This is a genomic window from Burkholderia sp. AU16741 (assembly GCF_002223345.1).
Classification (GTDB): Bacteria; Pseudomonadota; Gammaproteobacteria; order Burkholderiales; family Burkholderiaceae; genus Burkholderia; species Burkholderia sola.
This window is the reverse complement of record NZ_NKEZ01000008.1, coordinates 188,847-202,536: the sequence shown is the minus strand read 5'-3', so window position 1 is coordinate 202,536 and position 13,690 is coordinate 188,847. Positions and strand designations below refer to the sequence as shown.

At 68.0% G+C, this 13,690-nt stretch carries 9 protein-coding genes; 5 read left to right on the top strand and 4 right to left on the bottom strand.

Annotated features, from left to right (window positions below; all coding sequences use genetic code 11):
• Positions 1 to 7 precede the first annotated feature (7 nt).
• The 4 genes from gsiB to CFB89_RS21350 all read right to left on the bottom strand — a co-directional run bounded on the left by gsiB (position 8) and on the right by CFB89_RS21350 (position 5,534).
• Positions 8 to 1,570, bottom strand: a complete 1,563-nt coding sequence (gene gsiB / locus CFB89_RS21365; protein WP_089469618.1) for a glutathione ABC transporter substrate-binding protein GsiB — start codon at positions 1,568 to 1,570, stop codon at positions 8 to 10.
• A 102-nt stretch (positions 1,571 to 1,672) separates the two neighbouring features.
• Complete coding sequence (locus CFB89_RS21360) at positions 1,673 to 3,577, bottom strand: dipeptide ABC transporter ATP-binding protein (protein WP_089469617.1); 1,905 nt, start codon at positions 3,575 to 3,577, stop codon at positions 1,673 to 1,675.
• A 26-nt stretch (positions 3,578 to 3,603) separates the two neighbouring features.
• Complete coding sequence (locus CFB89_RS21355; protein ID WP_089469616.1) at positions 3,604 to 4,593, bottom strand: isoaspartyl peptidase/L-asparaginase family protein; 990 nt, start codon at positions 4,591 to 4,593, stop codon at positions 3,604 to 3,606.
• Positions 4,590 to 5,534 carry a MurR/RpiR family transcriptional regulator gene (locus CFB89_RS21350; protein ID WP_089469615.1) on the bottom strand — a complete coding sequence of 315 codons (945 nt, stop codon included), beginning with the start codon at positions 5,532 to 5,534 and terminating at the stop codon, positions 4,590 to 4,592. Before CFB89_RS21350 ends, CFB89_RS21355 begins: the two co-directional genes overlap by 4 nt.
• Before the next feature lie 471 nt (positions 5,535 to 6,005).
• On the opposite strand from CFB89_RS21350, the gene CFB89_RS21345 reads away from it, so the two are divergent.
• From CFB89_RS21345 to CFB89_RS21325, 5 genes are all read left to right on the top strand, one after another.
• Positions 6,006 to 7,277 (top strand): MFS transporter, encoded by a 1,272-nt coding sequence (locus CFB89_RS21345; protein WP_089469614.1) that lies wholly within the window; start codon positions 6,006 to 6,008, stop codon positions 7,275 to 7,277.
• Positions 7,278 to 7,304: 27 nt separating this feature from the next.
• Entirely contained in the window at positions 7,305 to 9,725 is a 2,421-nt protein-coding gene (locus CFB89_RS21340; RefSeq protein ID WP_089469613.1) for a glycoside hydrolase family 31 protein, read from the top strand.
• A 104-nt stretch (positions 9,726 to 9,829) separates the two neighbouring features.
• Positions 9,830 to 11,017 carry a porin gene (locus CFB89_RS21335; protein WP_089469612.1) on the top strand — a complete coding sequence of 396 codons (1,188 nt, stop codon included), beginning with the start codon at positions 9,830 to 9,832 and terminating at the stop codon, positions 11,015 to 11,017.
• Positions 11,018 to 11,324: 307 nt separating this feature from the next.
• Positions 11,325 to 13,346 (top strand): BCCT family transporter, encoded by a 2,022-nt coding sequence (locus tag CFB89_RS21330; protein WP_089469611.1) that lies wholly within the window; start codon positions 11,325 to 11,327, stop codon positions 13,344 to 13,346.
• A complete protein-coding gene (locus CFB89_RS21325) occupies positions 13,343 to 13,654 on the top strand; it encodes a hypothetical protein (protein ID WP_089469610.1) in 312 nt (103 codons plus the stop codon). The genes CFB89_RS21330 and CFB89_RS21325 overlap by 4 nt, the downstream gene beginning before the upstream one ends.
• Positions 13,655 to 13,690: the final 36 nt, after the last annotated feature.

The following is a 13,690-nucleotide window of genomic DNA, read 5'->3' as shown; positions in this document are numbered from 1 at the left end:
ACCGCCGTCATTTCAGCGAGATCTCGTCGAAGTTGAACGAGCCGTCCGGCATCACGTACGCGCCCTGCAGCCGCTTGCTGCGCGCATACACGATCTTCTCCTGCACGAGGAAGATCCACGGCGCGTCGGCCCAGATCTGCTTCTGCGCATCGGCGTAGAGTTCGGCTTTCTTCGCGCGGTCGACCGTCTCCAGCGCCTTCGTCAGGTCGCCGTCCACCGTGTCGTTCTTGTAGTACGCGGTGTTGACCAGCTTCGGCGGCGCCGACGCGCCGGCCAGCAGCGGCGTGATCGCCCAGTTCGCTTCGCCGGTCGACGACGACCAGCCGATGTAGTACATCCGCACCGGCGCCTTCGCCGGATCCGGCGCGCTCTCGACCTTCGCGACGCGTTCGCCGGCTTCCAGCGCCTGCACCTGCACCTTCACGCCGACCTGCGCGAGCTGCTGCTGCACGAACTGGATCGCCTTCTGCGACGTCGAGTTGTTATACGCGGACCACAGCGTCGTCTCGAAGCCGTTCGGATAGCCGGCTTCCTTCAGCAACGCACGCGCCTTCGCCGGGTCGTACGGCCACGGGCCGAGCTTCGTCGCGTAATCGACGCCCTGCGGCACCACGCCGGTCGACGGCGTCGCGAAACCGGAGAACGCGACCTTCGCGAGCGCTTCCTTGTTCACCGCGTAGTTCAGCGCCTGGCGCACCTTCGGGTTGTCGAACGGCTTTTGCAGCATGTTCAGCGACACGTAGCGCTGCACGATCGACGGCCGCTCGACGACGTCGACCTTCGGGTTGCTCTTCAGGTCCGCCGCCTGCTCGAACGGAATGCGGAACGCGAAATCGGCCTCGCCCGTCTTCATCAGCGCCGCGCGCGTGTTGTTGTCGACCACCGGCTTCCAGTCGATCGCGTCGATCTTCGGATAGCCCTTCTTCCAGTAGCCGGCGAACTTCTTCACCTTCAGGTCGTCGGTCTGCTTCCACTCGACGAATTCGAACGGCCCGGTGCCGACCGGATGCAGCGCGATGTCGCGGCCCCACTTCTTCAGCGCGGCCGGCGAGATCATCACGGCCGACGGGTGCGCGAGCGTGTTGATGAACGCCGAGAACGGCTCGCGCAGCGTGATCTTCACCGTGGTCGGATCGACCACCTCGGTCTTCTCGATCACGCGGAACATGTTGTAGCGCTTCAGGTGGTTCGCGGGATCGGTCACGCGGTCGAAGTTCGCCTTCACGGCCGCCGCGTTGAAATCGGTGCCGTCGTGAAACTTCACGCCCGAGCGCAGCTTGATCGTGTACGTCTTCGCGTCGGGGCTCGCTTCGTAGCCGGTCGCGAGCACGTTGACGAGCTTCATGTCCTTGTCGAAGCCGAACAGCCCCTGGTAGAACGACTTGACGACCGCCTGCGACACCGTGTCGTTCGCGTCGTACGGGTCCATCGTCGTGAAGGTCGAATCCACCGCCATCACCGCGGTCTGCTGCGCGAACGCGGGCAGCGCGGCCGACAGCGCGAACGCGCCGGCGAGCGCGACGAAGCATGCGCGCGGACGAAACATCGGAAACGGATGCTGCTTGTTCATGTTGCTGGGCTCCTATCGGTGAATCGGTGACGCCTCACGGGCGTTTCGGTTTCGACTGCCTGCTGGTTCGTGCGCCGTCATCGCAACGCACGGTTTCATCACTCAATACGCACCGCCGACACGATGCGTCGCGACGTAATGATCGGGACCGACCGCGACGAGCGGCGCGACGACCGGCTCGTCGCCGGCCGCGCGGATCGGGCTCGGAATCTCGTCCGCCGCGAGCTGGCGCGGCGCATGCCGGCGCGCGGGGTCGGCCACCGGCACCGCACTCATCAGCTTCTTCGTGTATGGATGCTGCGGCGCCTCGAACACCGCGCGACGCGGGCCGATCTCGACGATCTGGCCGAGATACATCACCGCGACGCGATGGCTGATGCGCTCGACCACCGCCATGTCGTGCGAGATGAACAGGTACGCGACGCCCAGCTCGCGCTGCAGGTCGAGCATCAGGTTGACGATCTGCGCCTGCACCGACACGTCGAGCGCCGACACCGACTCGTCGGCGATCACGACCTTCGGGTTCAGCGCGAGCGCCCGCGCGATCGCGATGCGCTGGCGCTGGCCGCCCGAGAATTCGTGCGGATAGCGGCGCGCGGCTTCCGGCGGCAGGCCGACCTTGTCGAGCAGCCAGTCGACGCGCGCCTGTGCTTCACGGCCGCTCGCGACGCCGTGCACGAGCAGCGGCTCCATGATCGAGAAGCCGACGGTCAGGCGCGGGTTCAGCGACGCGAACGGGTCCTGGAAGATGAACTGGATGTTCCGGCGCAGCGCCTGCAGGTCCGGGCCCTTCAGCGCGCTGATGTCGCGGCCGTCGAATTCGATCGAGCCGCTCTGCGATTCGACGAGGCGCAGCAGCGAGCGGCCGGTGGTCGACTTGCCGCAGCCCGATTCGCCGACGAGCGCGAGCGTCTCGCCCGCGCGCAGCTCGAAGCTCACGCGCTCGACCGCATGCACGTATTGCGACACGCGGCCGAACACACCGCTCTTCACCGGAAAACGCGTGACGAGATCGCGCACGCGCAGGATCGGCGGCGCGGCATGATCCACCGGCGGTTGCGCGTCGTTCGCCGCGGACGCCGTGGTCGGGGCCATGGCCGGCGCGTTCGTGCCGTCCACCTTCAGCAACGGGAATTTCTCGGGCGCGTCGGTGCCCTGCATCGAACCGAGCCGCGGCACGGCCGCGAGCAGCGCCCGCGTGTAGCGATGCGCGGGCGTCGCGAAGATGCGGTCCGACTCGCCCTCCTCGACCTTCTCGCCGCGATACATCACGAGCACGCGGTCGGCCACTTCGGCCACCACGCCCATGTCGTGCGTGATGAAGATCACGCCCATGTTCATTTCGTCCTGCAGCCCGCGCACCAGTTGCAGGATCTGCGCCTGGATCGTCACGTCGAGCGCGGTCGTCGGCTCGTCGGCGATCAGCAGCGCGGGCCGGCACGACAACGCCATCGCGATCATCACGCGCTGCCGCATCCCGCCCGACAGCTGGTGCGGATAGCGCGCGAACACGCGGCGCGCTTCGGGGATGCGCACGAGATCGAGCAGCCGCAGCGCTTCCGCGCGTGCTTCGGCCGCGCTCTTCGACTGGTGCAGCGCGATCGCCTCGCTGATCTGGTCGCCGACCGTAAACACCGGGTTCAGCGACGTCATCGGCTCCTGGAAGATCATCGCGATGTCCGCGCCGCGGATGCCGCGCATCGTCGCGGCACTGGCCCGCGCAAGATCGACCAGCGCGCCGCCACGTCGCCGGAACGCGATGCGGCCGCTCGTGATCTCGCCGCCGCCGTGCTCGACGAGCCGCATCAGCGCGAGCGACGTGACCGATTTGCCCGAGCCCGATTCGCCGACGATCGCGAGCGTCTCGCCGCGATCGACGTGAAACGACACGTTGCGCACCGCGTCGAACGTCGCGTTTTCGCGGCGGAACGTGACCGACAGGTCGTCGACGGCCACCACGCGCTGCTCGGGCAGCGCCAGGGGCGACGGGTTACGGCTCGAAGTCATGGCGTCTCTCCTCGTGCGATCCGCAATCAGGCCGCATCGTCGCGGTAGATGCCGACGACCGGCGCTTCACCGACGCGCGCGTAGCCGCGGTACATCCCTTCGGTGTTGAACGGCATCGCGACGTTGCCCCGTGCGTCGACCGCGATGATCCCGCCGCGGCCCGCGAGGCGCGGCAGCTTGTTCATCACGACGTCGTGCGCGGCGTCCGCGAGCGACGCGCCGCGATACGCGAGCTGCGCGGCCACGTCATGCGCGGTCGCGAGCCGGATGAACATCTCGCCGGTGCCTGTCGCGGAAACGGCGCAGGTCGCGTCGTCCGCATAGCAGCCGGCGCCGATGATCGGCGAATCGCCGACGCGCCCCGGCTGCTTGTTCGTGATGCCGCCCGTCGACGTCGCCGCCGCGACGTGACCGTTCAGGTCGCACGCGACCGCGCCGACCGTGCCGTGCTTGCGGTCCGGATCGAGCGGCTCGGCGGCCTGTGCGGCGCCGCCGAACGCGAAGCTGGCCGCATCGTGGTCGAGCATCATGCCGGCCGCCGCGCGCGCCTTGACCCACTGCGCATGCCGCGCTTCGGTGTCGAAGTAGCCGGGTTCGGCGAGTTCGAGCCCTTGCGCGGCCGCGAACGCATCGGCGCCCGCGCCGGCGAACAGCACGTGCTCGCTCGCCTCCATCACGCGCCGTGCGGCGAGCACCGGATTGCGCACGCGGGTCGCGCAGCAGATCGCGCCGGCGCCGAGCGTCGCGCCGTCCATGACCGCCGCGTCGAGTTCGTGCTTGCCTTCGGCCGTATAGACGGCGCCGCGCCCGGCGTTGAACAGCGGACAGTCCTCGAGCATCCGCACCGCGACGGTCACCGCGTCGAGCGCGCTGCCGCCGTCGGCCAGCACCTGTTGCGCGGCCTGCAGGATCGCGGTGAGCTCGGCGCGGTACTGGCGTTCGGTGTCGGTATCCATCGCTTCGCGCAGGATCGTGCCTGCGCCGCCGTGAATCGCGACGATCGCGGGTGAAGTCATGATTTTTTCGGACGGGGGGAAGAAGGGTTGGCGGCCGGCAGCGCCACTTGCGGCTGCACGAGCCACGGCAGCAGGAATTCGGTCATCTCGGCCGCGGATTTCGCGGATCGGTGCGTGCGCAGCGCAACCGCATCGATCAGCGCCTCGATCATCGTCAGCACGGCCGCTTCCGACGTGGCCGCGAAACGTCGCTCGGCCTTCACGTACAGGTTCAGCGACGCGATCGGCGCGAGCGGCGATTGCGGGCCGTCGGTGATGCCGAGCACGCGCGCGCCGCGCGCCGCCGCACGGCGGGCCAGCTCGATCGTGTCCTTCACGTAGCGCGGAAACGCGAGCGCGATCACGAGATCGCGCGAATCGGCCGTGTACAGGCGTCGCGCCGCGTGCGAAGGCCCGCCGAGCAGCGCGAGCGACTGCACGCTGTCATGGCAGACGGACAGGCCGTGCTCGATCAGCCCGGCGAGAAACGCGCTCGACCCCGCGCCGAGAATCAGCACGCGTCGCGCACCGACGATCGCCTCGACCGCCGCCTCGACGTCGGCCGCGTCCAGTTGCGCGCGCGTGTTCTCGATGTTGGCGACAGCCTGGTCGAATACCGCATCGATCCAGACCGCGTCGCGTACGCCGGATTCCTGCTCCTGCGCGGAACGCAGCCGTTCGACCGGCCCGAGCGTGGCCTCGAAGCCGCGCACGAGCGCCGCGCGCATCGCCGGATAGCCGTCGAAACCGAGCGCCTTCGCGAAGCGGTTCGCGGTGGCGATCGACGCATTCACGGCCTGCGCGAGTTCGTCGATCCGCATCGTCGCCGCGCGAAACGGGTTCGCGAGCACGAATTCGCCCATGCGCCGGTGAATCGGCGTCATCAACGGCATCGCCGCCGCGATCCGCTCGGCGATCGCGGGTTCGTCGTGACTGACATCGGGCGGAACGAGAGGCGTCATGCGAAGGGTTGTTGCAAGGTTCGATGAAAATGAATTTACACAATCCGCCAACAGAAAAGAAATAAATTTTCATCCGGGTTGTCGCAGTTCATCCTGCGTCCGTCGACCGTTCGGACGAGCGGTCGGCCCCGCCGCACGGGCCTTTGACGGGCGAGCGCCCCGCGCCGCCGCTCGCGGTCGCCGCGCGCCCATCGGGAAAACCCCGAGTACGTTCGTACGAATGCAGATTCACGTTGACCGGATTCGCATTCGAACATAGGATGTTCGAAAATGATCAGTCGTCAGATAACATCGCAACTCGATGACGGCGAAATGTTCGCTCGAACACCTTGATTTCGATATGAACCGGGAAAGCCGGCGCACATCAAGATCGGACATCGTACGAATCAAAAACGAAACAAGCCATTCCTCCGGATGGCCCTCATGGACCGGGCAGGCGCCGCGCGCCGCCCTCCCTGACAGGAGACAGCAGTGAAGACAGTCAAGGCGTTGCGCTGGTGGATCATCGTGCTCGTGTGTCTCGGCACGATCCTCAACTACCTCGCACGGAATTCCCTCGCGGTGCTCGCGCCCGAGCTCAAGCAGGTGTTCGCGATCTCGACGCAGCAGTACTCGTACATCGTCGGCGCGTTCCAGATCGGCTACACGATCATGCAGCCGGTGTGCGGATTCATCGTCGACCTGATCGGGCTGCGGCTCGGGTTCGCGCTGTTCGCGATGCTGTGGTCGGTGGTCGGCGTCGCGCACGGCTTCGCATCCGGCTGGCTGTCGCTCGGCATCCTGCGCGGCTTTCTGGGGCTGTTCGAGGCCGCCGCGATTCCGTCGGGGATGAAGGCCGTCGCCGAATGGTTTCCCGATCGCGAGAAATCCGTCGCGGTCGGCTACTTCAACGCGGGTACGTCGCTCGGCGCCGCGATCGCGCCGCCGCTCGTCGTGTTCATCTCGATGCGGTTCGGCTGGCAGGCCGCGTTCATGGTCACCGGCGCGCTCGGGTTCGTCTGGGCAGCGCTCTGGTACACGCAGTATCGCTCCCCGGCCGACCATCCGCGCATCACGCAGCAGGAGCGCACGCTGATCCGCGACGGCCAGGCGACGATGCCGCCGGTGTCGAAGCGCCGCATCCGCGACGTCGTCACCGCACGGCGCTTCTGGGCGATCGCGCTGCCGCGCTTCTTCGCGGAACCCGCGTGGCAGACCTTCAGCTTCTGGATTCCGCTGTACCTCGCGACCGAGCGCCACATGCCGCTCACGCAGATCGCCGTATTCGCGTGGATGCCGTTTCTCGCGGCCGACCTCGGCGGCATCGCGGGCGGCTACCTGTCGCCGTACCTCGCGAATCGCTTCAAGCTGCCGCTCGTGTGGTCGCGCGTCGCCGGCGTCGCGCTCGGCGCGGTACTGATGCTCGGGCCCGCGATGATCGGGCTCGTGTCGTCGCCGTACACGGCGATTGCGCTGTTCTGCGTCGGCGGCTTCGCGCACCAGATGATCTCCGCGCTCGTCAACACGCTGTCGGCCGACGTGTTCGATCCCGAGGAAGTCGGCACGGCAAGCGGCTTCGCCGGGATGGCCGCGTGGATCGGCGGCCTCGGCTTCTCGTTGCTGGTCGGGGCGCTCGCCGACAAGATCGGCTACGCGCCGCTGTTCGCGTGCCTCGGCCTGTTCGATCTCATCGGCGTCACGCTGCTCGCGCTGCTGATCCGCGGGCAGTCGAAGCAGGAACGCCTGCTCGCGCAGCACGCCTGACCTCCGTTTTCACCAGGAATCGCATTCATGACTTCGCTTCTTCATCCGCCCGTGTTCCGCGTCGCCAGCCACCACGCGAACCGCGTGCTGCTCGCGTCGGATACCGGCGCCACCGTCGAAATCTTCGTGCTCGAGGACGACATCGTGCGAGTGCGCGTGCTGCCCGATGCGACGGCGCGCACCCCGCGCACGTGGACGATCGCGCCCGGCCTCGACGACGTGCCGCTCGACGGGCGCGACCGCCTCGACCTGAGCGGCTTCGCGCTGCCCCACTACGACTTCGTCGAAGACGACGACGCCGTACGCATCGAAACCGCGCAGGTCCGGCTCGCGGTGCGCCGTCAAGGCGGCCATTGCACGTGGTCGATGCGCGGCGCGGACGGCACATGGCGCGTCGCGCTCGCCGACCGCGCGACGCAGGCATACAACTTCGGCTGGTGGGACGATCGCGCGTATCACTACGTCGCCCGCGAGCGCGGCGACAAGGTATTCGGCCTCGGCGAACGCGCGGGCGAACTCGACCGCACGGGCGCGCGCTTCGAGATGCGCAACATCGACGCGATGGGCTACAGCGCGAAGCACACGGACCCGCTGTACAAGCACATTCCGTTCTACATCACGTGGTCGCCCGATGCGTGCCAGGGGTTCGGGCTGTTCTACGACACACTGTCCGACTGCGCGTTCGACATGGGCCGCGAGCTCGACAACTACCACGGGCTCTATCGCTATTTCGTCGCCGAGCACGGCGATCTCGACTACTACTTCATCGCGTCGCCCGCTACGCCGCTCGCGGCCGCGCGGCGCTTCACGTGGCTGACCGGGCGCCCCGCGCGCACGCCGAAATGGGGGCTCGGCTATTCGGGCTCGACGATGAGCTACACCGACGCACCGGACGCGCAGCAACAGATGAATCAGTTCGTCGAGCAGTGCGACGCGCACGACATCCTGTGCGATTCGTTCCACCTGTCGTCGGGTTATACGTCGATCGGCACGAAGCGCTACGTATTCAACTGGAACCGCGACAAGTTTCCCGACGCGAAGGGCTTCGTGCAGCACTACCGCGACCACGGCATCCGCCTGTGCGCGAACATCAAGCCGTGCCTGCTGCGCGACCACCCGGCCTTCGACGACGCCGCGCGACGCGGGCTGCTGATCCGTTCCGCATCGGGCGAGCCCGCGTGGGTGCAGTTCTGGGACGAAGTCGGCGCGTACATCGACTTCACGCAGCCGGACGCCTACCGCTGGTGGCAGGAGCAGGTCACGTCGGCGCTGCTGGAATACGGGATCGAATCGACCTGGAACGACAACAACGAATACGAGATCTGGTCGCCCGACGCGATCGCGCACGGTTTCGGCCAGCCGTTTCCGGCGCGCGAAGCGAAGGTGCTGCAGACGATGCTGATGATGCGCGCGTCGCGCGACGCGCAGCGCGCGCATGCGCCGGCGCGGCGGCCGTTCCTCGTGTCGCGCTCCGGCGGCGCCGGCATGCAGCGCTACGTGCAGACGTGGTCGGGCGACAACTCCACGTCGTGGGAGACGCTGCGCTACAACCTGAAGATGGGCCTCGGGCTCGCGCTGTCGGGCGTGTCGAACATCGGCCACGACATCGGCGGCTTCTCCGGCCCCGCGCCGTCGCCCGAATTGCTGCTGCGCTGGGTGCAGTTCGGCATCTTCATGCCGCGCTTCAGCATTCATTCGTGGAATGACGACGGCACCGTCAACGAACCGTGGATGTACCCGGAGATCACCGCGCAGGTCGCGGCGCTGATCAAGCAGCGCTACCGGCTGCTGCCTTACCTCTATCACCTGCTGTGGCTGTCGACGACGCGCTACGAGCCCGTGCTGCGGCCGACCCTCGCCGATTTCCCCGGCGATGCGCGCTGCTACGACGCCTGCGACGACATGATGCTCGGCGACGCGCTGCTGGTCGCGCCGGTCGTCGAGCCCGGCCAGACCGAACGCACGGTGTACCTGCCGTCGGGCGCACGCTGGACGTGCTGCGCGAGCGCGCAGTCGTTCGACGGCGGCGCGAGCGTGACGCTGCCCGCGCCGCTCGACACGCCGGTGATGCTGCTGCGCGAAGGCCGCGTGCTGCCGCTGAACGTCGCCGAACAGCATTTTGGTGCGCGCGCCGACACGCGCGGCTTCCTCGTCGCACCGCGCATCGAGGACGGCGTCGCATACGGCGAATGCATCGAGGACGACGGCGAGACGGAAGCGTGGCGCGACGGCGAATACGGACTGTGGTGCATCGAGACCGGCCGCGAGGCGTCGGGCGTGCTCGGCGTGTCGGTCCGCTGGGACGGCCGCCTGGTACGCCCGGCCCACCGCATCGAGATCCTGCTGCCCGCGTCGCTGCAAGGCCCGGTTGCGGTGCGCGGCGCGCGCGTCGAGCAGGATGCGCGGGACGGGGCATGGCGCCGCCTCGTCGTCGCGTTCGACCACTGAGCCAACCCGATCAGGCGGGCCGTTCGCGCGGCCCGCCGCCTGCCACAGAGGAGGCATTCAACCTCCCGCCCCCTTGAAAAGATGAAGAGACACGGAGATCGACAATGAAAGCACCCGTCAACCGTTACGCAATCCTGATCTTGTCGGCCGCGTCGCTCGGCACGACCGCTGCCCATGCGCAGAGCAGCGTCACGCTGTACGGCGTCGTCGACGATTCGCTCGCGTACGTGAACAACCAGCAAGGGCACTCGAACATCTACATGCGCGACGGCAATCTGTATGCGTCGAAGTTCGGGCTGCGCGGCGACGAGGATCTCGGCGGCGGCACGCACGCGATCTTCGACCTGCAGGCCGGCTTCAACCTGAATACGGGCGCGCAGGCCGCCGCCGGCACGATGTTCAATCGCCAGGCCTTCGTCGGCCTGCGCAACGCCAGCTACGGCACGGTAACGGCCGGCCGCCAGTACACGCCCTACTTCCTGTTCGTCGGCCCGTACGCGTCGAGCAGTTGGCTGACCGGCGCGACCGGTGCGCATCCGGGCGACATCGACGGACTCGACACGACGATCCGCGTGAACAATTCGGTTACCTACACGTCGCCGACCTTCGCCGGGCTGACCGCGAGCGCGATGTACGCATTCGGCAGCATTGCCGGTGCGACCGGCAAGGGCAACACGTTCAGCGCCGCGCTGCGCTACGCGAACGGGCCGATCGGGATCGCGGCCGGCTACCTGCGGATCAACAGCTCGGGCTCGTCCGCGGGCTTCCTGAACCCGGCCACCGCGTCGTCGGGCAGCTTCGCGGTGTCCGTGCTGAACCAGGGCTACCTGACCGCGAAGGCCGTCGAGCAGGTCGCGGCGGCCGGCAACTACACGCTCGGCGACCTGACGATGGGGCTCAACTATTCGAACGTGAAGTATCTGCCGGGCAACGGCTCGACCTTCACCGACACGGCCGTGTTCAACACCTACGGTGCGCTTGCCGCGTACCGCTTCACGCCGGCGTTCTCGGTGGCCGGCGCATTCGCGTACACGCTTGCATCAAAGGCGAACGGCGTCGCGAACGCGGCCCGCTATCAGCAGTACTCGCTGAAGGAGTCGTACAGCCTGTCGAAACGCACGACGCTCTATGCGCTGCAGGCGTACACGCATTCGAGCGGACGGACGCTCGGCGCGCAAGGCGCCGGCCATATCGTCGACGCGGCGCCGATCGTCGGCGATTCGCAGCAGCTCACGCCGTCGACGACGCACGGCCAGTTCGTCGGCATGGCCGGGATCGCCGTCACGTTCTGAACCCGCCGGACGGCGCCTTTCGCGCGCCGTCTTCTACCTGGGCGAGGCGCATGCCGTGCGCACCGTCCGGGCGTCCGACATGCATTCGCCGCCGCGTTTGCCCCGCCTCGCCGACCCACGCGCGCGCCGCGCGGGTTTTCTCGATCTCCCCGATACCTTACAATTCGTCAGGTTTACCCTTCTGCATGCCCTCTTCTTGCAGTCCTGACACCGCGGTACACTCGACGCACGCCGTATCAGGGTCCGACGCGCCACAGGCGCGCCGGGCGGCGTTGCGCCTCGTTGCGCCCACAACTGGATACCCGCCATGCCGGATTCCCGTCCCACGCCCCGCACGACATTCAAGCCGCAGGTCGTCTTGCCGGCGCTCGCCGTCATCGGCGCGCTGCTCGTCGTGTGCGCACTGCGCCCGAGCGAAGCCGGCGCGCTGTTCTCCGCCGGCCAGCAATGGGTCATCGCACGATTCGACTGGTTCTACGTGCTCGCCGTCACCGGCTTCCTCGTGTTTCTCGTGCTGATCGCCGCCAGCGATTTCGGCAATATCCGGCTCGGCCCCGACGATGCCGAACCCGAATTCAGCTTCGTGTCGTGGACGGCGATGCTGTTCGCGGCCGGCATGGGCATCGGCCTGATGTACTTCGGCGTCGGCGAGCCGATGCAGCATTTCCTGAAGCCGCCGACCGTCGATCCCGGCACGCCCGCCGCCGCACGCGAAGCGATGCTGATGACCTTCTTCCACTGGGGCTTCCATGCGTGGGCGATCTACGGGCTGATGGGGCTCGTGCTCGCATACTTCGGCTTTCGCTACAACCTGCCGCTGACGCTGCGCTCGGGCCTGTATCCGGTGCTGCGCGAGCGCATCAACGGCTGGATCGGCCACACCGTCGATGCGTTCGCGCTGGTCGGCACGGTCGCCGGCATCGCGACGACGCTCGGCTACGGCGTGATGCAGCTGAGCGCGGGCCTGCATACGGTCGCCGGCTGGGACACGGGCGGCAACCTGTTCCGCATCGGGCTCGTCGCGGTCGTCGTGATCCTCGCGGGCGTGTCGGCCGCGACCGGCCTCGACAAGGGCGTGCGCCGGCTGTCCGAACTGAACCTGCTGCTCGCGTTCCTGCTGCTCGCATTCGTGGTCGTGGCGGGCCCGACGGCGTTCCTGCTGCGTGCGCTCGGCGACAACATCGGCCAGTACCTGTCGAGCCTCGTCGACCTGTCGTTCCGCACGTACGCGTACGCGCCGCCGCGCGAGGAAGGCTGGTTCGGCGGCTGGACGATCCTCTACTGGGCGTGGTGGGTGTCGTGGTCGCCGTTCGTCGGCATGTTCATCGCGCGCATCTCGCGCGGCCGCACGATCCGCCAGTTCGTGATCGGCGTGCTGCTCGTGCCGACCGCGTTCAACCTCGTCTGGATGACCGTATTCGGCAACAGCGCGATCTGGCTCGATACGCACGGCGCGGCCGGCGCGCTCGCGCAAACGGCGACCAACGTCGATGCGCTGCTGTTCCGCTTCTTCGATTTCCTGCCGTTGCCGCAACTGCTGTCGATCGTCGCGATCGTGCTGATCGCGGTGTTCTTCGTGACGTCCGCCGATTCGGGCGCGTTCGTGATCGACCAGATCGCGACGCGCGGCAACGCGCATTCGCCGGTCTGGCAGCGGCTGTTCTGGGCCGCGCTGCTCGGCGTGACGGCCGCCGTGCTGCTCGTCGCGGGCGGACTGGGCGCGCTGCAGGCGATGACGCTGATCGCCGCGCTGCCAGTCGCCATCATCATGCTCGCGCTCTGCTACGGGCTGTGGCGCGGGCTCGCGGCCGACCGCGCGCACTATTCGCAGGACGTTGCGCCTGCAACGAGCTTCTGGACCGGCCAGCACTGGCGCCATCGCCTGACGCACATCCTGCGGCAGACGACCGAGACGGAAGCGCGCCAGTTCGTCGCGGAAACGGTCGAACCCGCACTGCGCAAGGTCGCCGACGAGTTGCGCGCGAGCGGCGTCGATGCGCACGTGCAACGCGACAGCGACGATGCGGTGCGGCTGACCGTGCCGACCGCCGAACACCGCGATTTCGTGTACGGCGTGCGCGTCACCGCGAAATCCGCGGCCGCGTTCCTGTTGCGCGAGGCCGCCGAGCCGGACGAATCGCGTGCACACGTGTACGGCATCGTCACGTTCTTCGAGGACGGGCGGCTCGGCTACGACGTCGAATACCTGCGCGGCGACGAAGTGATCGCCGACGTGCTGCGCCAGTACGAACGCTACGTGTCGCTCGCGGCAGACAAGCGCACGCATCTGCTGAGCCGTGCGCCGGGGCACGCGACGGAGTCCGAATGAACGGGCTGCTGCACAGCCGCGCTGCCGACGTCATCGCGCTCGGCACGCTCGCCGTGCTCTACCTCGGCGGCGCCGGCGTCGCGCTGTGGCGAATCCGCGCCGCGGCGCCGCTCGGCAAGGTCTACTGGATCGTCTGCGCGGCGCTGCTGGCCGGCGGCGCCGTCGCGATGGGCGGCAACCTGTCGCCGGTGCCGAACAGCGGCGAAATGCCGCCCGGTTTCGCGCTCGGCGCCGAAGCCGTCCTGCTCGGGCTCGCGCTGGTGGCCGGTGGCTGCGCGTGGCTGATGCTGCGTGCGCGCAAACACTGACGCACGCAGGTCGCGCAGCCCCGGCTTCATCACGCG

Excerpts from the sequence above, each read along its gene's own strand:
- gsiB (WP_089469618.1), bottom strand. The coding sequence starts at position 1,570 with ATGAACAAGCAGCATCCGTTTCCGATGTTTCGTCCGCGCGCATGCTTC.
- CFB89_RS21360 (WP_089469617.1), bottom strand. The coding sequence starts at position 3,577 with ATGACTTCGAGCCGTAACCCGTCGCCCCTGGCGCTGCCCGAGCAGCGC.
- CFB89_RS21355 (WP_089469616.1), bottom strand. The coding sequence starts at position 4,593 with ATGACTTCACCCGCGATCGTCGCGATTCACGGCGGCGCAGGCACGATC.
- CFB89_RS21350 (WP_089469615.1), bottom strand. The coding sequence starts at position 5,534 with ATGACGCCTCTCGTTCCGCCCGATGTCAGTCACGACGAACCCGCGATC.
- CFB89_RS21340 (WP_089469613.1), top strand. The coding sequence starts at position 7,305 with ATGACTTCGCTTCTTCATCCGCCCGTGTTCCGCGTCGCCAGCCACCAC.
- CFB89_RS21335 (WP_089469612.1), top strand. The coding sequence starts at position 9,830 with ATGAAAGCACCCGTCAACCGTTACGCAATCCTGATCTTGTCGGCCGCG.
- CFB89_RS21330 (WP_089469611.1), top strand. The coding sequence starts at position 11,325 with ATGCCGGATTCCCGTCCCACGCCCCGCACGACATTCAAGCCGCAGGTC.
- CFB89_RS21325 (WP_089469610.1), top strand. The coding sequence starts at position 13,343 with ATGAACGGGCTGCTGCACAGCCGCGCTGCCGACGTCATCGCGCTCGGC.